The 26,148-nt window shown below is 66.7% G+C and carries 21 protein-coding genes and 2 tRNA genes; 15 read left to right on the top strand and 8 right to left on the bottom strand.

All coding sequences use genetic code 11. From position 1 onward, the window contains the following. Positions 1-46 precede the first annotated feature (46 nt). Both AC1RRJ_RS16555 and AC1RRJ_RS16550 read right to left on the bottom strand, forming a co-directional pair. On the bottom strand, positions 47-862 hold the full coding sequence (locus AC1RRJ_RS16555; protein WP_493124614.1) for a MotA/TolQ/ExbB proton channel family protein: 816 nt from the start codon (positions 860-862) through the stop codon (positions 47-49). Between the two features lie 74 nt (positions 863-936). After that, positions 937-1,593: an energy transducer TonB gene (locus AC1RRJ_RS16550; protein ID WP_493124612.1), complete on the bottom strand. Its 657-nt coding sequence runs from the start codon at positions 1,591-1,593 to the stop codon at positions 937-939. A 268-nt stretch (positions 1,594-1,861) separates the two neighbouring features. Here AC1RRJ_RS16550 and AC1RRJ_RS16545 point away from each other — a divergent pair, with 268 nt between their 5' ends. Next, a complete protein-coding gene (locus AC1RRJ_RS16545; RefSeq protein ID WP_493124610.1) occupies positions 1,862-2,746 on the top strand; it encodes a hypothetical protein in 885 nt (294 codons plus the stop codon). A gap of 96 nt (positions 2,747-2,842) precedes the next feature. Next, a complete protein-coding gene (locus AC1RRJ_RS16540; RefSeq protein WP_493124608.1) occupies positions 2,843-4,162 on the top strand; it encodes a homoserine dehydrogenase in 1,320 nt (439 codons plus the stop codon). 51 nt (positions 4,163-4,213) lie between these two features. Here AC1RRJ_RS16540 and AC1RRJ_RS16535 read toward each other — a convergent pair whose 3' ends face one another. Beyond that, positions 4,214-4,612, bottom strand: coding sequence for a hypothetical protein (locus AC1RRJ_RS16535; protein ID WP_493124606.1), 399 nt, complete (start codon positions 4,610-4,612; stop codon positions 4,214-4,216). A gap of 128 nt (positions 4,613-4,740) precedes the next feature. On the opposite strand from AC1RRJ_RS16535, the gene glpX reads away from it, so the two are divergent. Continuing rightward, on the top strand, positions 4,741-5,709 hold the full coding sequence (gene glpX / locus AC1RRJ_RS16530; protein ID WP_493124604.1) for a class II fructose-bisphosphatase: 969 nt from the start codon (positions 4,741-4,743) through the stop codon (positions 5,707-5,709). A gap of 96 nt (positions 5,710-5,805) precedes the next feature. Here glpX and AC1RRJ_RS16525 read toward each other — a convergent pair whose 3' ends face one another. Continuing rightward, positions 5,806-6,297, bottom strand: coding sequence for a flavodoxin family protein (locus tag AC1RRJ_RS16525; protein ID WP_493124602.1), 492 nt, complete (start codon positions 6,295-6,297; stop codon positions 5,806-5,808). 63 nt (positions 6,298-6,360) lie between these two features. On the opposite strand from AC1RRJ_RS16525, the gene AC1RRJ_RS16520 reads away from it, so the two are divergent. The 7 genes from AC1RRJ_RS16520 to AC1RRJ_RS16490 all read left to right on the top strand — a co-directional run bounded on the left by AC1RRJ_RS16520 (position 6,361) and on the right by AC1RRJ_RS16490 (position 12,823). Continuing rightward, entirely contained in the window at positions 6,361-8,334 is a 1,974-nt protein-coding gene (locus AC1RRJ_RS16520; RefSeq protein ID WP_493124600.1) for an alkyl/aryl-sulfatase, read from the top strand. A gap of 25 nt (positions 8,335-8,359) precedes the next feature. Further along, a complete protein-coding gene (locus AC1RRJ_RS16515) occupies positions 8,360-8,887 on the top strand; it encodes a PH domain-containing protein (RefSeq protein ID WP_493124598.1) in 528 nt (175 codons plus the stop codon). Then, a complete protein-coding gene (locus AC1RRJ_RS16510) occupies positions 8,884-10,392 on the top strand; it encodes a PH domain-containing protein (protein WP_493124596.1) in 1,509 nt (502 codons plus the stop codon). Before AC1RRJ_RS16515 ends, AC1RRJ_RS16510 begins: the two co-directional genes overlap by 4 nt. Then, the gene (gene recJ, locus AC1RRJ_RS16505) at positions 10,389-12,158 is read left to right on the top strand and encodes a single-stranded-DNA-specific exonuclease RecJ (protein WP_493124594.1); all 1,770 of its coding nucleotides are present in this window, start codon (positions 10,389-10,391) and stop codon (positions 12,156-12,158) included. Before AC1RRJ_RS16510 ends, recJ begins: the two co-directional genes overlap by 4 nt. A 10-nt stretch (positions 12,159-12,168) precedes the next feature. Beyond that, positions 12,169-12,552 (top strand): VOC family protein, encoded by a 384-nt coding sequence (locus AC1RRJ_RS16500; RefSeq protein ID WP_493124592.1) that lies wholly within the window; start codon positions 12,169-12,171, stop codon positions 12,550-12,552. Positions 12,553-12,620: 68 nt separating this feature from the next. Further along, positions 12,621-12,696, top strand: a tRNA-Glu gene (locus AC1RRJ_RS16495). A 52-nt stretch (positions 12,697-12,748) separates the two neighbouring features. Beyond that, positions 12,749-12,823: transfer RNA gene (locus tag AC1RRJ_RS16490), tRNA-Glu, on the top strand. A 354-nt stretch (positions 12,824-13,177) separates the two neighbouring features. Here the strand turns inward: AC1RRJ_RS16490 and AC1RRJ_RS16485 are convergent. The 4 genes from AC1RRJ_RS16485 to ung all read right to left on the bottom strand — a co-directional run bounded on the left by AC1RRJ_RS16485 (position 13,178) and on the right by ung (position 15,340). Continuing rightward, entirely contained in the window at positions 13,178-13,633 is a 456-nt protein-coding gene (locus AC1RRJ_RS16485) for a YaiI/YqxD family protein (protein WP_493124590.1), read from the bottom strand. Between the two features lie 16 nt (positions 13,634-13,649). Continuing rightward, positions 13,650-13,781: a hypothetical protein gene (locus AC1RRJ_RS16480; protein WP_493124588.1), complete on the bottom strand. Its 132-nt coding sequence runs from the start codon at positions 13,779-13,781 to the stop codon at positions 13,650-13,652. Positions 13,782-13,868: 87 nt separating this feature from the next. Further along, complete coding sequence (locus tag AC1RRJ_RS16475) at positions 13,869-14,627, bottom strand: sulfite exporter TauE/SafE family protein (protein WP_493124586.1); 759 nt, start codon at positions 14,625-14,627, stop codon at positions 13,869-13,871. Further along, positions 14,624-15,340, bottom strand: coding sequence for a uracil-DNA glycosylase (gene ung / locus AC1RRJ_RS16470; RefSeq protein WP_493124584.1), 717 nt, complete (start codon positions 15,338-15,340; stop codon positions 14,624-14,626). Before ung ends, AC1RRJ_RS16475 begins: the two co-directional genes overlap by 4 nt. Before the next feature lie 105 nt (positions 15,341-15,445). Here ung and AC1RRJ_RS16465 point away from each other — a divergent pair, with 105 nt between their 5' ends. From AC1RRJ_RS16465 to AC1RRJ_RS16445, 5 genes are all read left to right on the top strand, one after another. Beyond that, the gene (locus AC1RRJ_RS16465) at positions 15,446-15,763 is read left to right on the top strand and encodes a phosphoribosyl-ATP diphosphatase (RefSeq protein ID WP_493124965.1); all 318 of its coding nucleotides are present in this window, start codon (positions 15,446-15,448) and stop codon (positions 15,761-15,763) included. Between the two features lie 14 nt (positions 15,764-15,777). Continuing rightward, positions 15,778-16,155, top strand: a complete 378-nt coding sequence (locus AC1RRJ_RS16460; RefSeq protein ID WP_493124582.1) for a histidine triad nucleotide-binding protein — start codon at positions 15,778-15,780, stop codon at positions 16,153-16,155. Between the two features lie 176 nt (positions 16,156-16,331). Beyond that, positions 16,332-22,172 (top strand): alpha-2-macroglobulin family protein, encoded by a 5,841-nt coding sequence (locus tag AC1RRJ_RS16455; RefSeq protein ID WP_493124580.1) that lies wholly within the window; start codon positions 16,332-16,334, stop codon positions 22,170-22,172. Positions 22,173-22,317: 145 nt separating this feature from the next. After that, positions 22,318-24,459 carry a penicillin-binding protein 1C gene (gene pbpC / locus AC1RRJ_RS16450; protein WP_493124578.1) on the top strand — a complete coding sequence of 714 codons (2,142 nt, stop codon included), beginning with the start codon at positions 22,318-22,320 and terminating at the stop codon, positions 24,457-24,459. A gap of 108 nt (positions 24,460-24,567) precedes the next feature. After that, entirely contained in the window at positions 24,568-26,109 is a 1,542-nt protein-coding gene (locus tag AC1RRJ_RS16445; protein ID WP_493124576.1) for an amino acid permease, read from the top strand. Positions 26,110-26,148: the final 39 nt, after the last annotated feature.

The following is a 26,148-nucleotide window of genomic DNA, read 5'->3' as shown; positions in this document are numbered from 1 at the left end:
CGACCGCCCAGTCCTTCCCTTCCCGTCCCGAAGGACGGGAAGAAGATCAGGCCTTCTTCGGCGCGGCCGGAGCAGCGGCCTTCGCCGGTGCAGCGGTCGTGATCGGCTTCACCTGGCCACCCGACATGATCGAACCGAGAACGTCGTTCGAGAAGGTCGAAAGACGACGAGCGATCGCCTTGTTGCGGCTCTGCAGCCAGTTGAACGCGAGCACCGCGGGAACGGCCACGATCAGACCGATGGCGGTCATGATCAGAGCTTCACCAACCGGACCGGCGACGGTGTCGATCGATGCCTGACCCGACGCACCGATTTTCACGAGAGCGCGAAGAATACCGATAACGGTACCGAACAGACCGATGAACGGTGCGGTCGAACCCACGGTCGCGAGGAAGGCGAGGCCGCCGTTGAGCTTCGAGTTGATGTGGTTCTGCGAACGCTCGAGCGTACCGTGCATCCAGTCATGTGCTTCGACGGGATCGGTCAGCTTGTTATGCTCTTCGTTGGCGCGCAGACCGTCTTCGACGACCTGGCGATACGCGCTGTTCTTTTCGAGCTTCGCTGCACCTTCGGCGAGCGTCGGCGCGCGCCAGAAATTGGCGTCAACCGCTTTGCCCTGGCTCATCACCTTATTCTGTTCGAACAGCTTGGTGAACAGGATGTAGAGCGTGCCGATGAACATGATCAGCAGGATGAGGAAGGTCAGCTGCGAAACGACGCCGCCTTCGCACAGTGCGGGGACGAGACCATAGGGGCTCTGGCCCTCTTCCTTGACGCACATCGCTGCGGGCATCAAGCTGAGGCCTACGTCGTGAGCGGCTGCCGGCGCCGCAGCGGCGGCATTTGCGATCAGATTAAACATTGTGGAAATTCCCTCTCAAATATTCGTAAATCAAGAAATTTGGATGCCCTTGAAACCGATACCCGTGCCGAAAATCAGCGCGGAATCTGCCAACGGATACGATTGCTGTAAGTCCCGCCCGTGGGGTTGCCCGCACGATCCTTGCCCGGATTGAACCGGCCGCGGCGCGTAATGAGCTTACAGGTTTCGGCGTCCAGATCGCCATGACCACTCGACGACGTCACGTCGCACGACGTGATCCGGCCATCGGCGCCATAGGTCACGCGGAAACCGGTGGTTCCTTCGCGTTCTTCACGCATGGCGCGCGCCGGATAGTCGTCGTTCGTCGCCCAGCGACCCGGGTTGCCCTTCGGCGTACCAGCAGCGCTGAGATCCGGAGACGGCGGCGGTGCAGGGGGAGCCGGCGGCGTAAAGACCGGCGGCGGCGGCGCGGGGGGGATTTCGCGCTGCGACTGCATCGTGTTCGTCGTCACCGGCGGCGGAATCACCGACGGCGGCGTCACCACCGGCGGCGGCGGCGGCAGGACATTGTCCGGCGGCGGCGGCGGCGGCGGTTCTTCCGGCGGCGGCGGTTCTTCTACGTCCACCACATCCAATTTTTCGGCAATTTTCTTGACGATACTGATGTTCAAGCCGTTAACCAGGCCATAGCCCAGAACCGCTGTGAACAAACCGACCAAGACAATTGCCACTACCCTGTTTTTAGGGTCGACATTATCACCATAAGCCATTCAGGAACGACGCTCCTTGCTAGATCATCCTGACACCAATCCATACCGTCGGGGGGAGTTGCAATAAGCCCGGATGATTTCCGATGCGTTCCGCAGACCCGACGGCGCAGCAACCGGCCATATCTGTTCTTGCCGGTCGCTTCGCCTGCCGTCCTATCGCGGTGGCGGCAAGTTCGCAAACCCTTTATCAGCGGTTAATGTGGAGTGCCTCATGATGGGGCTTTGGGCACCGCTACCGGTGTCACATATGTTGGAAAGCGAAACGATCATGCGCGCATTTTTGCCGGCCGCACTCGCCGGCCTGGTTACGCTAAGTTACGGGATTCCCCAAGTTTCGGCGATGCAGGCGCCCCCGCCCGCAGCCGCCGCAGCCAGCCCTTTCAGCTATGCCGACATCGCCGATCTGGCCACCAGCGCACCCATGGTATTGCACGCCAGCATCTACAAGGCCGCGCCGCTCAAGCCGGAACAGGCCCCCGGGCTGGCGCCCGGCCGGGCACGATTCTACGTCGAAGCGGACGTCATCAGCCTGATTCGCGGCGCCGGCCCGCTGGCCGCGCGCATCTCCTATCTCGTCGATCTGCCACTCGACGCCAGGGGCAAGCCGGTGAAGTTCAAAAAGAAGCAGCCGGTCCTGCTCTTTGCCCGTCCCGTCGCGGGAACAAGCGCCGGAAACACCAACACCGGCAGCGTTCGCCTGATCGCCCCCGACGCCCAGCTCATCTGGGATCCTGCAACCGACGCGCAGCTGCGCGCGATCCTGACCGAGCTGGTCAAGCCGGGCGCCCCGCCGGCAATCACCGGCATCGCCAACGGCTTTCACGTCCCGGGCACATTGCCCGGCGAAGGCGAGACGCAATTGTTCCTCGACACCAAAACCGGCGAACCGGTGTCGCTGACCATCCTGACCGCAGCCGACGGATCGCGCCGCTGGGCCGCGGCGTTCGGCGAAATCGTCGACGGATCGGCCGCGGTTCCGGCGCGGAATACACTCGCCTGGTATCGCCTCGCCTGCGGCCTGCCGCGCCAGCTGCCGCTCAATAAACTCGCAGGCACCGCGCCCGAGGACCGGCGCAAGGCGGCGTCGGACTATGGCGTCGTGCTGGGCGCGCTTGGCGAATGCACGCGGACCCGCACGCCGCCGGTGAACTAGCCGAAGTCGCTATGCGGGCTTGTTTCCGGCCCAAAAGCCGATAGGGCGCTGCCACCGGCGGGGATCGGCCCGCGTCTGTATATATGGAGTGTCCGCATGTCTCCCTACCCCGCCCCGTCCGCCCCCCGGCCGCCCTTGCGCGTGGCGCTTGCCGGAATTGGCGTCGTCGGCGGCGGCGTCGTGCGACTGCTTGAGGCGAACCGCGACCTGATCGCCCGCCGCGCCGGGCGCGCAATCGAGATCGTCGCGCTCTCGGCGCGCGATCGCCACAAGGACCGCGGCATCGACCTGTCGGCCTATCGCTGGGAAGACGATATGGCGGCGCTCGTCGCGGCCGATGACATCGATGTCGTCGTCGAGATGATCGGCGGCGCCGACGGCCCCGCGCTGACCCTCGCGCGCCAGACGCTCGGCGCAGGCAAGGCGCTGGTCACCGCGAACAAGGCGATGATCGCCCATCACGGGCTCGATCTCGCACGGCTCGCCGAAAGCACCGACACCCCGCTGAAATATGAAGCCGCGGTTGCGGGCGGTATCCCGGTGATCAAGGCCATCCGCGAAGGCGCTTCGGCGAACGAGATTGCGCGCGTCTACGGCATCCTCAACGGCACCTGCAATTATATCCTGACGCAGATGGAGCGGAATGGCGCGAGCTTCGCCGAGGCGCTCGCCGCCGCGCAGGCCGAAGGCTATGCCGAGGCCGACCCGACCTTCGACGTCGACGGCATCGACGCCGCGCATAAATTGTCGATCCTCGCCTCGCTTTGCTTCGGAACGAAGCTCGACATCGGCGCGGTCACCGCGAACGGCATCCGCAACATTATCGCCGCCGACATCCGGGAGGCCGAGGCGCTGGGCCACCGCGTCCGCCTGATCGGCATGGCCGAACGCGACGAAGCCGGGCTGTCGCAGCATGTCCAGCCGTGCCTCGTCCCCGCCGACCATCCGCTCGCTTATGTCCCCGGCGCGCTCAACGCGGTCGTTGCCGAGGGCAATTTCGTCGGCCGTCTCTTCTTCGAGGGCGCCGGCGCGGGCGCGGGTCCGACGGCATCGGCGATCGTCGCCGACATCATCGACATCGCGCGCGACGAATATGGCCCCGCCTTTGCGATGCCCGTCGATGCGCTCGACCAGGCGCCGGTCGCCGACGCCGGTGCGCGCGTTGGCAAACATTATGTCCGCCTGATCGTCGAGGACCGGATCGGCGTGCTCGCCGAAATCGCCACCGCGATGCGCGATGCCGGGGTGTCGATCGAAAGCTTCATCCAGCGCGGCAACGGAACCGAAGGCGGCGTCGTCATCGCGCTCGTCACCCACGACGGCCCGGCAAGCGCGATCCACGCCGCGCTGGGTATTCTTGCCGCGTCGGACCATGTCGTCGGCACCCCGATGCACATGCCGATCCTGGCGCTCTGACGCTGACTCCCCCGGCGCAAGCCGGGGACGATAAGGGCGCGGCCGCGAAGCCTAAGGCTCGGGCTCCTCGGGCGCGGCAGGTTGGCCGGTTTCGGGATCGGTCGCGCGTTTCGCCGCCTCATAGAGCGCATTATATTCGGGGCCGGGCTTGGCGCGGCCGCCCAGCGACATCCAGTTATGGGGCAATTTGTCGAGGGTCATCGCCTGCGCCTCGGCGCGCGGAATCTGAGGCTTGCTCGATCGCCCGACGCCCGCAATCGCACGCAGTTCGGGGGACAGGCGGTGGCGTTCGGTATCGCTGCCGCACACGGTGATCGTACCGTCCTCGGCGGGTTTGCAGCGGCGGATCGGGTCGACCATCTCTTTTGCATTGGCGGTGGCGGTTTCGGCGTTGCGCGGTGGCGGAGGGGCCGGCGGGCCTTGTACCTGCGCTCCGGCCGTCACGGTCATGGCACATGCGAGCGCGAAGGCAGCGCCAGAACGGGCGAAGCATCCTCGACAAGCGGTGCGACCGGCCATATGGCGCGCACAATGCCCGACCCGGGCGACAAGGCAAGAAGAAAGACGGAGATCATCGGATGACGAACAGCAGCAACCTCGACCGCGTACTCGTGCTCGAAATGGTGCGCGTCACCGAAGCCGCGGCGATCGCCGCCGCAAAGCTGATCGGGCGCGGCAATGAAAAGGCCGCCGATGCGGCCGCGGTCGAAGCGATGCGCACCGCGTTCAACACCCTCTATATGGACGGCACAATCGTCATCGGCGAGGGCGAGCGCGACGAGGCGCCGATGCTCTATATCGGCGAAAAGGTCGGTAGCGCCCCGGGCAAGGGTCCGAAGATCGACATCGCGGTCGATCCGCTGGAAGGCACGACGATCACCGCCAAGGCTGGCCCCAACGCGCTCGCGGTGCTCGCGATCGCCGAAGAAGGCTGCCTGCTCAACGCCCCCGACGTCTACATGGACAAGCTCGCGGTCGGCCCCGGCTATTCACCGAACATCGTCAATTTCGACAATAGCGTCGCCCAGAATGTCGAAGCGGTGGCGAAGGAAAAGGGCTGCGGCCCCGAAGACATCATGGTGTGCGTACTCGATCGTCCGCGCCACGAAGCGATCATCACCGAATTGCGCCGTATCGGCTGCGGCGTCGCGCTGATCCCCGACGGCGACGTCGCCGGTGTCATCGCGACGACCAACCCCGAAACCAATGTCGACATTTATATGGGCAGCGGCGGCGCGCCCGAGGGTGTGCTCGCGGCGGCGGCGTTGCGCTGCGTCGGTGGCCAGTTCAAGGGCCGCCTGCTCTTCCGCAACGACGACGAACGCAAGCGTGCTGCCAAATGGGGCGTCGAGGATCTCGATCGCGTCTATGACCTCGAAGATCTGGCGAAGGGCGATGTGATCTTCGCCGCGACGGGCGTCACCGACGGATCGCTGCTGCGCGGGGTCAAGCACCGCCGCGACGGCGTGATGACCACCGAAACCGTCGTGATGCGCGCCTCGTCGGGCACCGTGCGCTGGGTGCGCGGCGAGCATCGGGCGGGGTAAGGCCATCCATATGTCGTCACCCCGGACTTGATCCGGGTCCACTGCAGCCCTTGTCTTCCGGACCCCGGGTCAAGTCCGGGATGACGAGAGATCGGGTCAGAAAATTCCGGCGGCTAGGCCCTCGGCCAGCGCCGCCCCCAGATCGCGCGCTTCGGTCAGGCGGTCTTGCGCGATCGTCTTGGGCGCGAGGATCGCTTCGGGGGTCTGTGCGTCGGTGTTGACGATCATATGGTCCGCTACGCGCTTCAGCCGCCAGCCGGTGGCGATGCGGTCGAGTTGGCGTTGGGCGTTTTCGCCGTCGGATCCGGCGCAGATGATTGTCGCATAGGGGCGCCCCTCGATCCGGCCGAGGCAGGGATAATAGCAGCGGTCGAACATCTCCTTCATCGCGCCCGACAAAGCCGCGAGATTTTCAGGGCCGATGAAAAGAAAGCCTGCCGCCGCCAGCAACAACTCAGGCGTGACATCATTGGCCGCGACGAGTCGCGCCGCCGCGCCGCCGCCCGCCGCTGCGGCCTCGGCGAGCGCGCGGCTGCCGCCGGTGCGGCTGTGCCAGATGATCAGCAGGGTGGGCGGGGGTTCGTCCATAGCCGACGCTTGCCAAGCCCGGGCGCGCGGCGCAAGCTGCCCCGAAATTTGGGGGAGAATGATATGCGCCGTTTGACCGTCCTGCTGCTGGCGACCTGCCTGCCCCTGACCGCCCCGCTTCCCGCCAGCGCGCAGGATGCGGCGAGCGAGGCGACCCGGACCGCGCAGGCCGAACTCGCGGCGCGGCTGCCGCTGGATGATCCGCGCGACATGGCGAATGTCATGCGCGGCAAGATCGCCGAAATCGCCGACGGGGTGATCCTGACCAAGGAGGGCAAAACGGTGTGGGACCGGCGGCCTTATGCCTTCCTTGCCACCGAACGCGCGCCCGACACGGTCAACCCGTCGCTATGGCGGCAGGCGCGGCTGAACGCGGTGCACGGGTTGTTCGAGGTGGTGCCGGGCAAGATCTGGCAGATCCGCGGCTATGATATTTCGGTGATGACGATCATCCGCGGCAAGGCGGGCTGGATCGTCGTCGACCCCTTGCTGTCCGAAGAGGCTGCGGCAGCGGGCTGGAAGCTGTTTGCCGACACGGTCGGGGCGAAGTCGGGCAAGCTGCCGATCAAGGCGGTGATCTTCAGCCACAGCCACAGCGATCATTTCGGCGGCGTCGGCGGCATCGTGACCCCCGAACAGGTTAAGCGCGAGAAAATCCGCATCATCGCACCGCACGGCTTTTCAGAAGAAGCGACGTCGGAAAATGTCCTTGCGGGCGCCGCGATGGGGCGGCGTGCGCTCTACATGTTCGGGTCGATCCTTGCCCCCGGGCCGACGGGACAGGTCGACACCGGGCTGGGGCCCAAGCTGTCGTCGGGAACGATCGGCTATATGGAGCCGACCGAGACGGTGGGCGCGGGCGGCGGCACGCTGACTATCGACGGACTGGCGTTCGAATTTCTCGATGCCGGCGGGACCGAGGCGCCGTCGGAATTCGTCTTTTACATCCCGGCGTACAGGGCGCTGCACACGACCGAGGTCGTGACGCATAATCTGCACAATGTGCTGACCTTGCGAGGGGCGCAGGTGCGCGATGCGCTGCGCTGGTCGAAGGTGATCGACGCGACGCTGATGAAATGGGGCGGCAAGGCCGATGTCGTCATGGCGTCGCACCATTGGCCGACGTGGGGGGCGGGCGACGTCAGCGCCCTGCTGGCGAACCAGCGCGACGCCTATCGCTATGTCCACGACCGCACCCTGTTTCTCGCCAATCGCGGCGCGACGCTGCACGAACTCGCCGACCAGACCCCTGAGGCGCCGGTGCAGGCCAGGAATTTTTCGACCCGCGGCTATTATGGCACGGTCAACCACGACATGAAGGCGACCTATCAGCGCTATTTCGGCTGGTGGGACGGCAACCCCGCCAATTTCAACCCGCTGCCGCCCGAAGCCAGCGCCCCCAAATATGTCGCGCTTGCGGGCGGGGCCGACAAATTGCTCGCGGCGGGCAAGGCCGCGATCGCGAGCGGCGACTATCGCTGGGCGGCGGAGCTTTTGAACAAGCTCGTCTTTGCCGATCCCGCGAACAAGGACGGGCGCACCGCGCTCGCCTCGGCCTATGACCAGCTCGGCTATCAGGCCGAGTCCGGCGCGTGGCGGAACTATTATCTCGCCGCCGCCGCGAGCCTTCGCGGCAATGCGGTCGAGAATGTGTCGGGCAATGGCCAGAGCCGCAGCTTTGTCAGTGCGATCCCGACGGGCGTATTTTTCGATGCGCTCGCTACGCGATTCGATGCCGCGAAAGGCGCCGCGGTCGCGGGCACGTTCCAGTTCATCCTGCCCGACAGCAAGGAAAGCGTCGCGGTGGTCGTCGGCGGCGGGGTCGAGGTGCCGCGTTACGGCCACAGCGCCGCCGCGCCGACCGCGACGATCACCCTCAACCGCAGGGTGCTCGACGATGTGATGCTGGGCCAGGCACAATTCCCCGCGCTGATGCAGTCGGGGGCGATCAGGATCGACGGCGATCGCATGGCCTTCCTGTCGTGGTTCGCACTCCACCCGCCCGCCGACCCGCGCTTCAATGTGGTTGTCCCCTAGGGGGGCAACCGACTAACAGGGGACCATGACCGACACCGCCGCAGCGCCGACCGATCCCTTCGCCCATGACGCGATCAACGCCGCCGACGGGCTCAATCCGGTCAACCCGGCTTATACCCATGTGCTGCGCGCCGCGACCGCGCTCAACATGGTGCCGCTCGCAATTGGTGCGAGCGTCTTCGACTATATGCTGATCCGCCATATCGAGGGGCCTTACGGACTGGTCACCGCGCTCGTCTGGGCGCTCGCAATATTCGCGATCACAAGCTTTCCGGCGCGGCGCATGCAGCGCTGGGGGTACAGGATCGGCGAGGGACAGCTGCGGGTCGCGCGCGGCTGGCTGTTCCGCACCGACACCATCGTCCCCTTTGTGCGCGTCCAGCATATCGATGTCGGCCAGGGACCGATCGAGCGCTGGTTCGGCCTGTCACACCTGATCGTCCACACGTCAGGCACCCACAACAGCATGGTGACGCTGCCCGGCCTCCACGCCGACCTCGCCGCGGCGATGCGCGAGACGATCCGCCGCCATATCCAGACCGATTTCGCATGAGCGACGCCGCCGCCTTGCCCGTGTCCGCAGGCGAACCCGAATGGCAGCGGCTGCATCCCGCGACGCTGGCGCTCGCGATCGTCAAGCTCGGTCCGCGTTCGCTCAACTTTCTGCCCGCGCTCGCGGCGATCGGCTTCGCGGGCAAATGGACCTATGTCGTCCCGGCCCTGCTCGCCTTCCTGCTGATTTCTCTGGCCCTCGCGTGGCTCGCATGGCTGCGTTTCCGCTTTGCGGTCGGCGCCGATGAAGTGGTGATCGAAAGCGGCGTCCTGTCGCGCCAGCACCGCACCATCCCCTTCGACCGCATCCAGGATGTGGGCATCGAACAAGGGCTCGTCGCACGCGCGCTTGGCATTGCCAAGGTCGGGTTCGAAACCGGTGCCGGCGGTCAGGAGAATGACGCCAATCTCGACGCGATCGGGCTCGACGCGGCGCAGGCGCTGCGCACGACGATCCGCGCCCACCGCAGCGAAGCCGTCGCCCCGGCGACAGCGAGCGATGTACCCGCAATAGCCGCCGAGGACCGGCTGCTCTTTTCGATGACCCCGCGACAGCTACTCGTTGCGGGACTGTTCAACTTCTCGCTCGCCGCGCTCGCCGTGGTCGGCGCGGGCATGCAGCTGTTCGACAATTTCCTGCCGTTTAAATTCAACACCTTCAACCTCGTCGACTGGATCGACATCGCCGAGGATTATGGCCTCGACCAGTGGGTGCTCGCGCATCGCTGGGTCGCGGGCGTCGGCGGCGCCGTCTCGCTGCTGTCGATCGGCTTTGCGAGCGGCGTCATCCTGATGGTCTTTGCCAACTGGAACTTCCGCCTGACCCGCGAGCCGCGCGCGCTGCGCCGGACGCGTGGGCTGACGACGCGCACCGACGTCGCGGTGCCGGTGCGCCGGGTGCAGGCGGCGATCATCGTCACCGGCTGGTTCCGCAAGCGTTTCGGCTGGCACGAGCTGCGGCTGCAAAGCCTCGCCAGCGACGGCGGGAAAGAACGCGACCATCAGGTCGTGCCCTTCGCCCAACTGGACGCGATCGACCCGGTGCTCGCCGAGGTCGCGATCGCGCGGCCGGACAACGACCAGCCCTGGCAGCGCAGCCACGGCATCATCGCGCTCGGCGGACTGATCGGCGCGACCTTCGCCGCGACCGGCGGGCTGATCGCGCTGTCGCTCGGCGAACGCGCGGGTTGGCTCGGGCTCATCGCCGCGCTACCGATCGCGATCGCCGCGCTCTTCGGCGCCCGCTTTCACCGCTGGACCGATCTGGGCGATAGTGTCGCAATCCGCCGCGGCTTCTGGAAACCCAAAATGACCCTCCTCCCCCATGCGTCGGTGCAAAGCGTCGATCTCAAGACCGATTTCATCCTCCGCCCGCTCGGGCTCGGCACATTGGTATTCGGCGTTCCCGGCGGCAGCGCCCTTGCGGCGCACGAGATTCCGGCGATCCCGCTGGGCGTCGCGCAGGATCTGCGCGATCGCATACTCGCCGTCGGAGCGCGGCGATGAGCGGCGCGGCACTCGGCATCACCCGCTCGATCCTTGGCCAGCCATGGCACTGGCGCCGCGCGAGCGCCGACATGGCATCCGAGAATCTGGCCCCCGACGATCTGGTCACCCAGCTTTTGCTTGCACGCGGGGTGGCGCGCGACGACCTCGACCGCCAGCGCAACCCGACCTTGCGCGGTTTCATGCCCGACCCGTCGCTGTTCCGCGACATGGACGCCGCCGCCGCGCGGCTTGCCGATGCGGTCGAACACGGCGAGGCGGTAACGATCTTCGGCGACTATGATGTCGACGGCGCGACTTCGGCGGCGCTGCTCGTCCTGCTGCTGCGCGGGCTGGGGCTTCCCGCGGGCGCCTATATCCCCGACCGCCTGATGGAAGGCTATGGCCCCTCGGGCGCCGCGCTGGTCAAGATCGGTGAAGCGGGATCGAAGCTCGTCGTCACCGTCGATTGCGGCGCGCAGGCGTTCGAGGCGATCGCCGAGGCGAACGCCGCAGGGGTCGAGGTGATCATCGTCGACCACCACCAGTGCGCCACGACGCTTCCGGCCGCCTTTGCGGTGGTCAACCCCAACCGGCTCGACGAAGTGCCTGATGCGGCGGCGCACGGCAATCTGGCGGCGGTTGGCGTCGCCTTCCTGCTCGGCGCGGCGCTGCTGCGCACGTTGCGCACGCGCGGCTATTTCGCGAGCCGCACCGAACCCGCGCTGATCGACCTGCTCGACCTCGTCGCGCTCGGCACCGTCGCCGACGTCGCGCGACTCACCGGCTTCAACCGCGCGCTGGTGACGCAGGGGCTGAAGGTGATGGCGCGGCGCGGCAATATCGGAATGGCAGCGCTGATGGACGCCGCGCGGCTGACCAAGCCGCCGAGCGCAAGCGACATGGGCTTCGCGCTCGGCCCGCGCATCAACGCGGGCGGACGCGTCGGCAAGTCCGACCTCGGCGTACGCTTGCTCACCACCACCGACCCGCAGGAAGCAGCGGACATTTCGCAGGAACTCAACCGGCTGAACGAGGAACGGCGCGCGATCGAGGCGGCGGTGCTCGAACAGGCGATCGAGGCGAGCGAGCGATGCGGCAATGCGCCGGTTGCGATCGTGTCGGGACAAGGCTGGCACCCCGGGGTGATCGGCATCGTCGCGGGGCGGCTCAAGGAACGGCTGCACCGCCCCGCGATCGTCATCGCGGTCGATGAGGACGGCGTCGGCAAGGGATCGGGCCGCTCGATCAGCGGCGTCGATCTGGGCGCCGCGATTCTCGCCGCGAAGGAAAGCGGCCTGCTCGTCGCGGGTGGCGGCCATGCGATGGCGGCGGGGCTGACCGTTGCGGCGGACAAGATCGACGCACTCGGCGCGTGGCTCAACGACCGGCTCGCGGCCGACGTCGAACGCGCGAGCGGCGACAAGGCGCTGCTGATCGACGCGGTGCTCGCGCCGCGCGGGATTTCGCCACTCTGGTGCGAGGCGATCGAGAGCGCGGGCCCCTATGGCGCCGGCTGGCCCGCGCCGCGCGTCGCAACCGGGCCGGTGCGAATCGTCGAATCGGGGCTGGTCGGAACCGACCATGTCCGCCTGATCGTGTCGGGCGACGACGGCGGACGGTTCAAGGCGATCGCCTTTCGCGCCGCCGAAACCGAATTGGGACAGACACTGCTCAATACGCGCGGGAATCGCAAGCTGTGGCTCGCCGGACGCGCCAAGCGCGACGACTGGGGCAGCCGCCCCGCCGCGGAGCTTCATCTCGAGGACGCCGCCTGGGCCGATTAGGGGGGACAAGATGTACAGCCACACCACGATCGGCATCGACGACTTCGCCCGGTCGGAACCCTTTTACGATGCGATCATGGCGGTGCTCGGCCACCCCGAACTGATTCGCTACGACAAAGGGAAAGGCTATGGCCTGCCGACCGGCCCGAAGCTGTTTATCGGCCCCGCCTATGACGGTGGCCCGGCGTCGGCGGGCAACGGCACCCACATCGCCTTCATCGCCGCCGATCGTGCGGCGGTCGACGCCTTTCACGCCGCGGCCCTTGCCCACGGCGGCAGCGACGAAGGCGCGCCGGGCCTGCGGCCACATTATCATCCCCATTATTATGGCGCTTATGTGCGCGATCCCGAGGGCAACAAGCTGCAGGCGGTTTGCCATAAACGCCCATCGTGAAAAGAGTGTCGAGAGAAGCCTTGACCGCACCGAAATGCCCGTCTAATGCGCCGCTTCACCGATCAGACGGCCCCTTCGTCTAGCGGTCTAGGACGTCGCCCTTTCACGGCGAAAACACGGGTTCGAGTCCCGTAGGGGTCACCATCGGTGGAGCAGGCGGTCGGCCTGCCCATCCCGCGAAAACTCCGACCTTCAAGGCCCCTTCGTCTAGCGGTCAGGACGCGGCCCTCTCACGGCTGAAACACGGGTTCGATTCCCGTAGGGGTCACCAAAACTCCTCGCTCGGAGGGGTTCAGCGAGCATCGCTTCATATCACATCCTGTGGCAGATTTGCGGGCATGGCGCCCCGCCCGATTCGGATGATTCCATCGTGGCGCTTACAGCCATCGCATGAGCGATCATCCGGCGTTGCCCCGAAAGAGCGGCGGCCGCTTCAACAAAAAGCCAGCCCTCCCGCCCGGGTCGCTGAGGCGGAAGGGCTGGCTCCGAACCGGTTTCGTGGGCCGGTCCGGGTTTCAAAATCGCGTTGCGCCGCTTATGCCGGGCACAGCCGAACGCGGCGGTGATCAAGATCACTCGGCCGGAAAAAACGCCCAAATTTTTGAAAGAAGAAGAAAGAAAATCGCTATCCGCGCTTGAGCCGGACCAATGTGCTGTCGAGCACCTGCAAAAATTGCGAGCGATCGGCCTTCGAGAAAGGCGGTGGTCCGCCGATCTGGTCGCCCCCGGCGCGCAGGTCGGCCATGATCGCACGCGTCGCGATCGCCGGGCCGATCGACGCCATGGTGAAGGGCTTGCCATTGGGGCCGAGCACCGTCGCCCCCGCTTTCAGCGCGCGGTCGGCGAGCAAGATGTCAGAGGTGATGACGATGCTGCGCGCGTCGGCGGCCTCGGCGATCCAGTCGTCGGCGGCGTCAAAGCCGTCCGACACGACCACCCGCTCGATCAGCGGGTGGTCGGGGACGCGCAGCCGGCTGTTGCTGACCACTTTCACCGCGACCTCGTGCCGCCATGCGACGCGATAAATCTCGTCCTTCACCGGACACGCGTCGGCGTCGACGAGGATGGTGGGCGCGGTCATCGCAGCACCGGCCGGATTATTTCTTCATATTGTCGAGGCCCGAGACGACGCCCGCCTTGGTCGACGGGTTGCTGGCGTTGGGCTTTTTGGGCTTTTCCGCCTTGGGTTTTCGGACTTCGCGACTGGTCTTCTTTTGGCCCTTGGCCATGATCAATACCTTGGAAGCGACGGACGCCTGTGCCCGTCACGGGCCAGCCTAGGCGCTTTACCCGCCCGCGTCGCCCACTTCCGGCGCTCATCCAGCGAGCCCATCCCACAAGAGCTTGGCGCCGAGCAGGACCATCAGGACATAGATCACGACATAGAAACGCGCGCCGTCCATCCGCTTGAGCAGGCGCACCGTCAACAAGGTGCTGATAATCGCGAGCGGCATCAACAGCCCCGCCGCCACGAGTACCTCGTGGGGGAAAGCGCCGAGCGCGAGATAAGCGGGCACCTTCATCCAGTTGATCATCGCGAACAGGATCGAGCTCGTCCCGACGAACACCAGATGCGGCAGCCGCCGCGGCGTCACCCACATCTGGAACGGCGGGCCGCCAGCGTGCGCGATCTGGCTGGTAAAGCCGGTGAGCGCGCCAAACAAGGTGCCGACCCAGCCGGGCGAAGTCGACGCCGCGACGATGCGTCCGCCGCGTTCGACCCACAGGCGATAGACGCCAAACGCCAGTGTGATCGCGCCGAGCGCCGCCATCAGCTTCGCCTCGTCAACCTGCTCGGCGTAAAAATAGCCTGCGGCGATGCCGACCGCTGCGCCCGGGAGCATCCATGCGACGACCCAGCCGTCCCATGTCTTGCGGAACGACCAGACGCTGACGACATCCTGCACGATCAATATCGGCAGCAGCAACGCCGCGGCGATCGTCGGCGGCAACACCAGCGCGACGAGCGGGGTTGCGAGCGCGCCCACCCCCGACAATCCGCCCTTCGCCAGCCCGAGCAGGACGACCGCGAGCGCAACGACGGCCAGCGTCGCCGGGTCGGCGAGCAGGCTCATTCGGCCGGAAGCAGGCCGGGCGCCTCGGGCAGGCGCCAGTCGATGGCACCGCGGCCATGGGCCTCGAGGAAGTCATTGGCCTGACTGAACGGCCGCGACCCGAAAAAGCCGTTGTGCGCCGACAGAGGCGACGGGTGCGGCGCGCGCAGGATCAGGTGCGGGCTGCCCGCCCCCAGCGCCGCAACGCGCGCCGCCTTCTTCTGGGCGTGACTGCCCCACAGAATGAACACCTTGGGCGCCGGATCGGCGGCGACCGACGCCACCACTGCATCGGTGAACGTCTCCCACCCCTTGCCCTGATGCGATGCCGCCTGCCCCGCCTCGACGGTCAGCACATTGTTGAGCAGCAACACGCCCTGTTCGGCCCAGTGCGCGAGATAGCCGTGCGACGCCCGCGATATGCCAAGGTCGCTCTGCATTTCCTTGTAGATGTTGACGAGGCTCGGCGGCACGCGAACCCCGGGCTGGACCGAAAAGCACAGGCCATGCGCCTGCCCCGGCCCATGATAGGGATCCTGCCCCAAAATGACGATGCGTACGCCCTGCGGCGGCGTCGCATCGAGCGCGGAGAACCAGTCGCGCGGGCGCGGGTAAATCGCCTTGCCCTTCGCGCGCTCGTCGCCGAGAAACTGCTTCAATGCCGCCATATAGGGCTGTTCGAACTCGCCGCCGATGCGTGCGAGCCAGTCGGGATGGAGTTTGACGTCGGGCATGCGCGTCCTTCGACCAGAGCATCCTGCGCTTGTCCAGTGCTCTTGTCGCCGCCGCCTCCGGACGCTAGGCACGCGGGCGAAGGGACAGGCGGAATGAGCATGGCGATCGGCGAAGCATTGGGGCGGCTCGAAGCCGTCGTCCGCGACCGGCTCGCTGCGGGCACCGCCGAGGCCTCCTATGTCGCGAGCCTCGCAGCCAAGGGCCGCGGCAAGATCGCGCAGAAATTCGGCGAAGAAGCCGTCGAAACCGTCATCGCCGCAATGAGCGAAGACGATCACGCGCTGATCGGCGAAGCCAGCGACCTGATCTTCCACCTCACCGTATTGCTCGCCGAACGCGGCATCGCCTGGGCCGATGTCGCCGCCGAGATCGACCGGCGCCACGGCACCTCGGGCCACGCCGAAAAAGCCAGCCGCAAATAGCAACAGGAGCCATCATGGCGATCGACGCGACCCTCCCCTATGACGACAGCAACATCTTCGCACGCATCCTGCGGGGCGAACTGCCATGCAAAAAAGTCTATGAGGACGACCACGCCCTCGCTTTTCACGACATCAACCCGCAAGCGCCGCTCCATATTTTGGTGATCCCCAAGGGCGCCTATGTCAGCTGGGACGATTTTTCGGATCGTGGAAGCGATACCGAAATTGCGGGTTTCGTCCGCGCGGTCGGACAGGTCGCGCGCGACAACGGCCTTGTCGTTCCCGGCTATCGCCTGCTCGCCAATGTCGGCCCCGACAGCCATCAGGAAGTCCCGCACCTCCACGTCCACCTGTTCGCCGGTGGGCCGCTCGGACCGATGCTCGCGCGCTGAAAAGTACGTCGAAGATACACGTCGCCTCAGCGGGGCGACAGTCCGGATTTACCTGTGTCTGTAATCGCGATCACAGCATATCGGCCCGTTGCGGCTAGTCGTGCACGATGCGCGGTGGACTCACACCCCTGTTTCCAGCAGGATAACCCAACGCTCTGAAAGCGGGGAGACGATTAATGGCATCGATGTGGCACGGACTCGGTGGTCGTTTGACCAGCAAGGTACGGCTGGCTCTGCTCGTCCCCCTCGCCATGGCCGTCGCGGCGGCGGGCGGCGACACGCCCCCGCAGGTCACGCTCGCTACCCCGGGCAGCACCGGCACCGGCGAAGGCACGATCAGCCGCTTCACCCTGCGCTTTTCCGAAGACATGGTGCCGCTCGGCGATCCGCGCGCCAAGGCACCCGCGACCAACGACTGCAAGCGCCCCGCCGACGGCCGCTGGGTCGACACGCGCACCTGGGTGCTCGAATTCGAAAAGCCGCTTCCCGGCGGGCTCAGCTGCCATGTCGAACTGCGCGACGGGCTGACCACCGCGCGCGGGGTCAATGTCGTCGGCAACAGCCGCTTCGCGCTCGACACCGGCGGCCCCTCGGCGCGCGCCGTCCTCGCCGGCGGCATCTATGGCGGAATCGAGGAGGACCAGATCTTCCTCGTCGCCACCAATGTCGCCGCCGACCGCGCCTCGGTCGGCCGCTATGGCTATTGCGCGGTTGACGGGATCGGCGAGAAGATTCCGCTCGACGTGCTGCCGCGCGAGACCGCGACGCAGATATTGTCCGGCCTCGGCGACAACAACTGGTCGCGCCAGTCCTTCACCGAAGACGCGGGGCTGCCGCAGCGCCTGCCCGCTGCGGGCGCCGACCGCGAGGCTGCGCTCGACCGCATCGTCCCCGTCAAATGCCGCCGCCCGCTGCCTCCCGGGCGCGACATGGCGCTCGTCTGGGACGCGCGCATTGCGCAGGCCGGCATCCCCGCCCGCACGGCCGGGCGCGACCAGCGTTTCGACTATGATGTGCGCGCCGCCTTCACCGCGAAAATGTCGTGCAACCGCGTCAATCCGCAGGCCGGATGCAACCCCATCAAGGATGTCATCCTGACCTTCGCCGCGCCGATTGCGCGCGACGCCGCCCTCGCCGCGACGCTCAACACCGCCGACGGCAAAAAGCTGACGCCGAAGGTCGCCGACAGCGACAAGAATGACGCGTTTCTGACGCAGGTTCGCTTCACCGGCCCACTCCCGCAAAATGTCGATGCGACGCTGGTGCTGCCCGCCGACGTCACCGACCAGAGCGGCCGCAAGCTGGCCAACCAGTCGAACTTCCCGCTGAAATTCCACATCGACCGCGCGCCGCCGCTGGTCAAATTCGCCGCCGAATTCGGCATTTTGGAAGCGAGCGAGGGCGGCGTGCTGCCCGTCACCGTGCGCGGGGTCGAAGGGACGATGGTCCAGTCGAACCTCAAAATGCCCGCGACCGCACTCAAGGTCGGCGACGATGATGCCGCGATCGCGCGCTGGCTGAAGCGCGTCGATGACGCCGACGATACCGACTATCGCGAGGAAAAGGACCGCACCGGCAAAGAGGTCACGGTCAATTACACCGGCACCAAATCGGTGTTTGCGGGCGCACCGGCGGGCGGCGAACGCCGCGACCTGCAACTGACGCCGCCGGGCGGCGGCAAGGAATTTGAAGTCATCGGCATCCCGCTGACCGAAAAAGGATTCCATGTCGTCGAGATCGCGAGCCCCGAACTCGGCGCGACACTGCTCGGGCGCAAGGCGACGCGCTATGTCGCGACCGCTGCGCTCGTCACCAATATGGCGGTCCATTTCAAATGGGGCCGCGAGGGCTCGCTCGCATGGGTGACCTCGCTCGACAAGGGCCTGCCTGTTGCGGGCGCCGAAATCCGCGTCACCGACAGCTGCACCGGCCGGCTGATCGCGCGCGGGGTCGCCGACAAGGCGGGTCGCCTCGGCTTCCCGTCGGGGCTGCCCCAGCCCGAAACCTATGCAAGCTGCGAGGAAAAACCCGATCTCGCGAACAGCGAAGGCCATGCGCTGATGGTCAGCGCGCGCGCGGGCGATGATTTCAGCTTCACCCTCACCGACTGGGGCAACGGCATCCGCCCCTATGATTTCGACCTTCCCTATGGCTGGTCGGAGCGGAGCGACATCCTCCACACCATCTTCGACCGCGCGCTCGTCAAGGCGGGCGAGACGGTCAATATGAAGCATATCCTGCGCCGTCCGATCGGGCTCGGCTTCCAGATCCCCAAGGCGATGGCGGGCAAGCTGCGCCTCGTCCACCGCGGGTCGGACACCGAATTTGAAATGCCCTTTGCCGTCAGCGCGAATGGGAGCGGCGAAACCGTCTGGAACGTCCCCGCATCGGCGCCGATGGGCGATTATGAACTCGTCTTCGTCACCAAGGACAAGGATGGCGAAGATAAAACCATTTGGTCGGGGCAATCAGTCCGCGTTGACGAATATCGCCTGCCGACGATGAAGGCGACGGTCACCGGGCCCAAGGCATCGCCGGTGCGGCCGACCGCAGTGCCGCTGTCGCTGTTCGTCGGCTATTTGTCGGGCGGCCCCGCGCCGAACCTGCCGGTCGAACTGCGCACCAATTTCCGCCCGAGCTGGTCGCCGCCGCAAGATTATAGCGACTGGGACTTCGACGGCCAGCCGGTCAGGGAAGGCGTCGTCCAGCTCGACGACAGCGGCGACGAACCCGCCGCCGACATGCCGCTCGCGCGCTCGGTGCCGCTGACGCTCGGTGCCGACGGCACCGCCACCACCAGTGTGACAGTCGACCAGCCGATCACCGAACCGACGCTGATGGCGGTCGAGATGGATTATGCCGACGCCAATGGCGAGACGCTGACCAGCAGTCGCCGGATCACGCTTTATCCGTCGGCGGTCCGCCTCGGGCTCAAGACCGACGGCTGGATGATGCGCGACAATGATCTGCGCCTGAAGTTCGTCGCGCTCGATTTGGATGGCAAGCCGCTGTCGGGCCAGCGCGTCTCGGTCGCGCTCTATAATCGCGAGATCATCACCGCGCGCCGCCGCCTGATCGGCGGCTTCTATGCCTATGACAATCAGATGCGCACGACCCGGCTCGCCACGACGTGCGCCGCGACGACCGACAAGCTCGGCCGCGCGAGCTGCGCGATGGCACCCGGAATCTCGGGCGAGGTGACCGTGGTTGCGACGACCACCGACGCCGACGGCAATGAGGCGCGCGCGGTGCGCTCGGTCTGGCTCGCGGGCGACGATGACTGGTGGTTCGGCGGCGACAATGGCGACCGCATGGACGTGATCGCCGAAAAGCCGCGCTATGCCGCGGGCGACACCGCGCGCTTCCAGGTCCGGATGCCCTTCCGCGAAGCGACCGCGCTCGTCACCGTCGAACGCGAAGGCGTATTGTCGAGCTTTGTCGTGCCCTTGAAGGGCACCGATCCCGTCGTTCAGGTCAAGCTCCCCGCCACCTACGCCCCCGACGTCTATGTCTCGGTGATGGCGGTACGCGGGCGCGTCACCGGACAGGAAAGCTGGTTCCGCCAGATGAAACGCGCGGTCGGTTTCCAGATCGAGAATAGCGAAGGCGCTCCCCCAACCGCGCTCGTCGACCTCGCCAAGCCGAGCTACCGCATGGGCATCGCGCGCATCAAGGTCGGCTGGGAAGGCCATCAACTCGGCGTCAAGGTGAAGGCCGACAAGGAAAAATATGCCGTTCGCGAAACCGCCAAGGTCGCGATCGAGGTCAAGACCCCCGATGGCAAGGCGCCCAAAAGCGCCGACGTCGCCTTCGCCGCGGTCGACGAGGCTTTGCTCCAGCTCGCCCCGAACGAAAGCTGGCAGCTGATCGACGCGATGATGGGCGAACGCACCCTCGACGTGCTGACCTCGACCGCGCAGATGCAGGTTGTCGGGAAAAGGCATTACGGCCGCAAGGCGCTCGAACCTGGCGGCGGTGGCGGCGGCGATCTTTCGGGGCTGACCCGCGAGGATTTCCGCCCGGTCCTGCTGTGGAAGGGCAATGTCCCGCTCGACAGCAGGGGCCGTGCGGTGGTCGATGTGCCCTTGTCGGACAATCTGTCGAGCTTCCGCCTCGTCGCGATCGCGGCCGACGGCGCGCAATATTTCGGCACCGGCGAAACCAGCGTCCGCACCGTGCAGGATCTCGCGGTCTTCGCCGGGCTGCCCGAACTCGTCCGCACCGGCGACACCTATGATGCGCGCTTCACGCTGCGCAACGGCACCGACAAGCCGATGGAGGTCACAGCGACCCCGACGCTGGCACCCGCCGTCGCGACCGCGCCGCCGCTCACCGTCACCATCCCGGCGGGCGGCGCAGTGCCGGTCAGCTGGTCGATGGTCGCCCCCGATATGACCGGCCCAATCCAGTGGACGGTCGAGGCGGTCGCCAAGGGCGGCAAGCAGCGCGACCGGCTGGTCTTCGAACAGATGGTCGAGCCCGCGGTGCCGGTCGAGACCTGGGCCGCCAGCCTGTTCCGCGTCGGCCCCGGAACGACCCTGCCGATCGCCATCCCGGCGGGCGCCTTGCCCGGCGGCTATGTCGATGTCGCGCTCGCAGGAACGCTCGCGCCGCCGCTCGCCGGAGTGCGCGATTATATGGCGATCTATCCATATAATTGCTTCGAACAGTCGACCTCGCGCGCGATCGCGCTCGGCGATGTTGCGCGCTGGCAGGCGCTTGCGGAAGCCATGCCGACCTATCTCGATGACGACGGACTGCTGCGTTACTGGCCGAACAACCAGATGACGGGCTCGCCTGAACTCACCGCCTATGTCCTCGCGATCACCGCCGCCAACGGCTTCGCGATCCCCGAAACGTCAAAGGCGAAGATGGTCAAGGCGTTGCAGGCGGTCGTCGAGGGACGCCTTAACCGCAAGGGTTACGGCCCCTATGATATCCGCCCGGTCCGCGTCGCGGCCTTGGCGGCGCTCGCACGCAACAATGCGTCGAGCGCGAGCCTTGTCGCGGCGATCGACGTCGCCCCGATCGACATGGCCACCGGCACGCTCGCCGACTGGCTCGTCGCGATCGAGCGGACGCCGGGGGTACGCAATGCCGTCGCGCTGCGCACCGCCGCCGAGGCCGAACTGCGCAAGCGGCTCGTTTACGAAGGCACGCGTCTCGACCTTGTCGACGATGCGAAGGCGCCGTGGTGGATGATGACCAGCGGCGACGAAATGGCGATCAAGGCCCTGGAAGCCGTGCTCGGCCGCAAGGGCTGGGAGGATGACGCGGGCAAGCTGATGGTCGGCGTCGCCCAGCGTCAGCGCAAGGGTCATTGGGACACGACCCCCGCCAATGCGTGGGGCGCAACCACCGTCCGCCGCTTCGCCGAGCTTTATCCGGCGAGTGCCATCACCGGCGTCACCAATATCAGCCTTGCGGGCGGCACCGCCGCGCAAAGCTGGCCGCTTCCCGCCGAACCCATCTCGCCGCTGCGGGTTGCGCTGGCCGCGGCAACGATGAGCCTGAAGCATGAGGGCACGGGCGCGCCATGGGCGACGGTCAGCGTCAAGGCCGCCGTGCCGCTCAAGGAACCGCTCAACGCCGGCTACCGGATCAAGCGCTCGGTGAGCGTCGTCAAGGCGGCCGACAAGAACCAGCTGACGCGCGGCGACGTGATCAAGGTGCGGATCGAGGTCGTCGCGGCGGCGGGCCGGACGTGGGTCGTGATCAACGATCCGGTCGCGCCGGGCGCAACGATCGTCGGCAATCTGGGCGGCCAGTCCGAAATGCTCGCCGATCAGGCGAGCGGATCGGGCGCGCAGCCGAGCTATGTCGAGCGTGGAAAAGACAGCTGGCGCGGCTATTTCGGCTGGATGCCCGCAGGCACTCATGCGGTCGAATATGTCGTACGCCTCAACGGCTCGGGCAAATTCACCCTGCCGCCGACGCGGGTCGAGGCGATGTATTCGCCCGCGATCCGCGGCCAGTGGCCGAACGCGCCGTTGACGGTGGCGAGCGTCGGGCAGTGATGCCCGCCCGCCCTTTCTCTTTTCGTTCGTGTCGAGCGAAGTCGAGACACCCCCGTCGCGCGCACGGCCGACGGGCATCTCGACTTCGTCCGATGCAAACGGAAATTGAGGGGCCGGCGCTGATCCGCATCAGATAGAGCGGCCAGTGGAATCCTCTCGCAAACGCCGTTGGCGCGACATCCTTGGCTGGCTCGCGCTAGCGCTGCTGGTCCTCACGACCGCAGCGCACCTCCTCACGCGCCCGCCCGCGATGCCCGACTACGCCGAAGTCCGCACCGACTGGAAACCCAGCGAAGCGTGGCTCTACGACCGCAATGGCCGCCTGCTCGACAGCGAGCGCGTCAATTTCGAACGCCGCCGCCTCGCGTGGGTGCCACTGAACGACATCAGCCCTGCCGCCCGCGATATGGTGGTGCAGGCCGAGGACCGGCGTTTCTGGTCGCATGGCGGAGTCGACTGGCTCGCAATCGCGAGCGCCGCGCGCACCCGCCTGACGTGGGGGAGGACCGGCGGACGCTCGCGCGGCGCCTCGACCCTCCCGATGCAACTCGCAGGCTTTCTCGCCCCCGAGCTCGCACAGCCCGGCAAGCGCGACTGGCTCAACAAGATCCGCCAGATGCGCGCCGGACAGGCGCTCGCGTCGAACTGGTCGCACGAGCAGATGCTCGAAGCCTATTTCAACCTCGTCCCTCTGCGCGGCGAAGCGCAGGGCATCGGCGCGGGATCGCGCGCGCTGTTCGGCAAACGCCCCGCCGAAATGACCCGCACCGACGCGGCCTTGTTCGCGGGACTGCTGCCCAATCCGACCGCCGGCGCCGAAGCGCTCGGCCGCCGTGCGTGCCGCGTCGCGCAGGCAAGAGACTGCACCGCGATCCGCACCGCCGCCGCGACGCTCGTGTCGGGCGAGCGCATCGCCGAGCTCGATCCCGCACTCGCGCCGCACCTCGCGGTCCGCCTGCTCGACAAGCCCGGCAAGCGCGTGACGACGACGATCGACCGCCGCATTCAGGCCGCCGCAATCGTCGCGCTGCGCCGCCAGCTCGCCGGGCTGGGGTCGGACCGCGTCCGCGACGGCGCGGTCGTCGTGCTCGACAATGCCACCGGCGAAGTGCTCGCCTATGTCGGCGGGGTCGGGCTCAAATCCACCGCCGCGGCGGTCGACGGCGCCAATGCACGGCGGCAGGCGGGATCGACGCTCAAGCCGCATCTCTATGCGCAGGTGATCGAACGCGGCTGGCTCACCGCCGCGTCGATCCTCGACGACAGCCCGGTCCAGCTCGACACCGCCTCCGGCCTCTATGTCCCCAAAAACTACGATCACAGCTTCAAGGGGCCGGTCAGCGTCCGCAACGCGCTGGCGAGTTCATTGAACGTCCCCGCCGTCCGCGCGCTCGTCATCGACGATGTCCAGGAATTCCGCGACCGGCTCTGGGCGCTCGGCTATCACGGCCTCGTCGAGGATGGCGATTTCTACGGCTTCAGCCTCGCGCTCGGGTCGGCCGAAGTGTCGCTGGTCGAACAAGCCAACGCCTTTCGGAGCTTCGCCAACGGCGGGCGCTGGTCGCCGGTGCACCTCTCGTTGGGCGAAAAGCCGGGCGAGACGCGCCAGATCGTCCAGCCCGCCGCCGCCTTCATCGTCGGCGACATCCTCGCCGACGCGTCCGCCCGCGCCGATGCCTTCGGTTCCGACAGCGCGCTCCGCCTGCCCTTCTGGGCCGCCGCCAAGACCGGGACGTCGAAGGGGATGCGCGACAATTGGTGCGTCGGCTGGTCCGACCGCTTCACCGTCGCGGTGTGGGTCGGCAATCTCGAGGGCGATTCGATGCGCGCGGTGTCGGGCACGTCGGGCGCCGCGCCGGTGTGGCGCGACGTCATGCTCGCGCTCCATGCGGGAAGCCCCGGCAAGCCACCATCGATGCCGGACGGCGTCGAGGCGCGCCAGATCAGCCTGCCCGGCACCCGCGAACCGCCGCGCCGCGAATATTTCCTGCGCGGCACCGCGCAAAGCGAAATGGCCGCCGCCCCCGCCGTCGCGCGCCGCCCGCGCATCACCAGCCCGGTCAGCGGCAGCGTCTATGCGCTCGACCCCGACATCCCGATCGACCGCCAGCGGCTGGCGGTCAGCGTCAGCGGATCGGTCGCGGGGCACCGGCTGATCCTCGACAAAATGGTGCTCGGCGACGCCGACGCCGGCCAGCAAATCCTGCCGCGCCCGGGAATCCATATGCTGACGCTCGTCGACCCCGGCGGGCGGATGATCGACCGGGTGCGATTTACGGTACGGTAAGCTATACCCGCTCGCACGAAATTAAGTTGCGCTGACGGGTGGAGCGGCTAGTCTGCCGCGCCAGGAGAGGGCGCCGTCGACGGTCGCCCCACAAGGGGAAATTTCTCTATGATATTTGACCGGGTAAAACCGTTAGATGCCATTTTGGCGACAGCCGAAAAAAAATCGCTGAAGCGAACTTTGGGCGCCTTCCAGCTCACCATGCTGGGAATAGGCGCCGTGATCGGCACGGGTATTTTCGTGCTCACCGCCGAGGCCGCACAAAAGGCCGGCCCGGGCATGATGATCAGCTTCATCATCGCCGGTTTCGTCTGCGCCTTTGCCGCGCTCTGCTACGCCGAAATGGCCTCGATGGTCCCCGTGTCGGGCTCGGCCTACACCTACAGCTATGCCGTGATGGGTGAGCTGATCGCGTGGATGGTCGGCTGGGCGCTGATCCTCGAATATGCCGTCGCGGCAGGCGCCGTCTCGGTCGGCTGGTCGGGCTATGTCGTCGGCTTGATCGAAAATGCCTTCAGCATCGACATACCATCGACATTGGTGCTCGGGCCGTTCGACGGCGGGATGATCAACCTGCCGGCGATGTTCATCGCCGGGGTCGTCACCATGCTGCTCGTCATCGGCACGCGGGAATCGGCGACGGTCAATGCCTTCCTCGTCGTCATCAAGGTCGCCGCGCTGACGCTCTTCGTCGTTCTCGCCGTGCCGGTGATGAAGATGGAGAATTTCGAACCCTTCGCCCCGCTCGGCTTCGGCGGCATCGGCGCCGCTGCGGCATCGATCTTCTTCGCTTATGTGGGCTTCGATGCGGTCTCGACCGCCGCCGAGGAAACCAAGAATCCACAGCGCAACATGCCGATCGGCCTGATCGGCAGCCTTGCCATCTGCACCATCTTCTACCTGCTCGTCGCCGCCGGGGTCATCGGTTCGGTCGGTGCGCAGCCGGTCGGCATCGACGCCGCCGCCAAACATGCGCTCGAACCCGGCAGCCGCGAACTCGCCGCAGCCTGCGCCGCCATGGGCGATCAGGCGGTGGTTTGTTCGAAAGAAGCGCTGGCCTGGACGATGCGTGAAATCGGCTGGCCACAGATCGGCAATCTGATCGGCCTCGCCGCCGGCCTCGCGCTGCCGTCGGTCATCCTGATGATGATGTTCGGCCAGACCCGCATCTTCTTCGTCATGAGCCGCGACGGTCTGCTCCCGCAGGCCTTCTCGAAAATCCATCCGAAGTTCAACACACCGCACGTGATCACGATCATCACCGGTGTCGCGGTGGCGCTGTTCGCCGCCTTCTTCCCCGTGGGGCAGCTGGCGAACATCTCCAACTCGGGTACGCTCTTCGCCTTTGCCGCCGTGTCGATCGCGGTGATGGTGATCCGCAAGACCGACCCGACCCGCCATCGTCCGTTCCGCACCCCCGCGATCTATATCACTGCGCCGATCGCGATTGCCGGCTGCGTCTATCTGTTCTTCAACCTCGATTCGAAGAGCATCATGCTGTTCGTGATCTGGGCCGCCCTCGGCCTGCTCGTCTACTTCGGCTACAGCCGCCGCCGCAGCCATGTCGGCCTCGGCCATGTCGAAGTGCATGAGGATGACAGCGATGCACCGCCGCCACCGGTACCCCCGGTGCCGTCGTTCAAGAGCTAAATGGAAAGGGGGCTTCGGCCCCCTTTCTTTTGCCGCCGG

The organism is Sphingopyxis sp. GW821-FHT12C06 (assembly GCF_058807415.1).
This window is presented reverse-complemented; position numbering and strand designations above follow the sequence as displayed.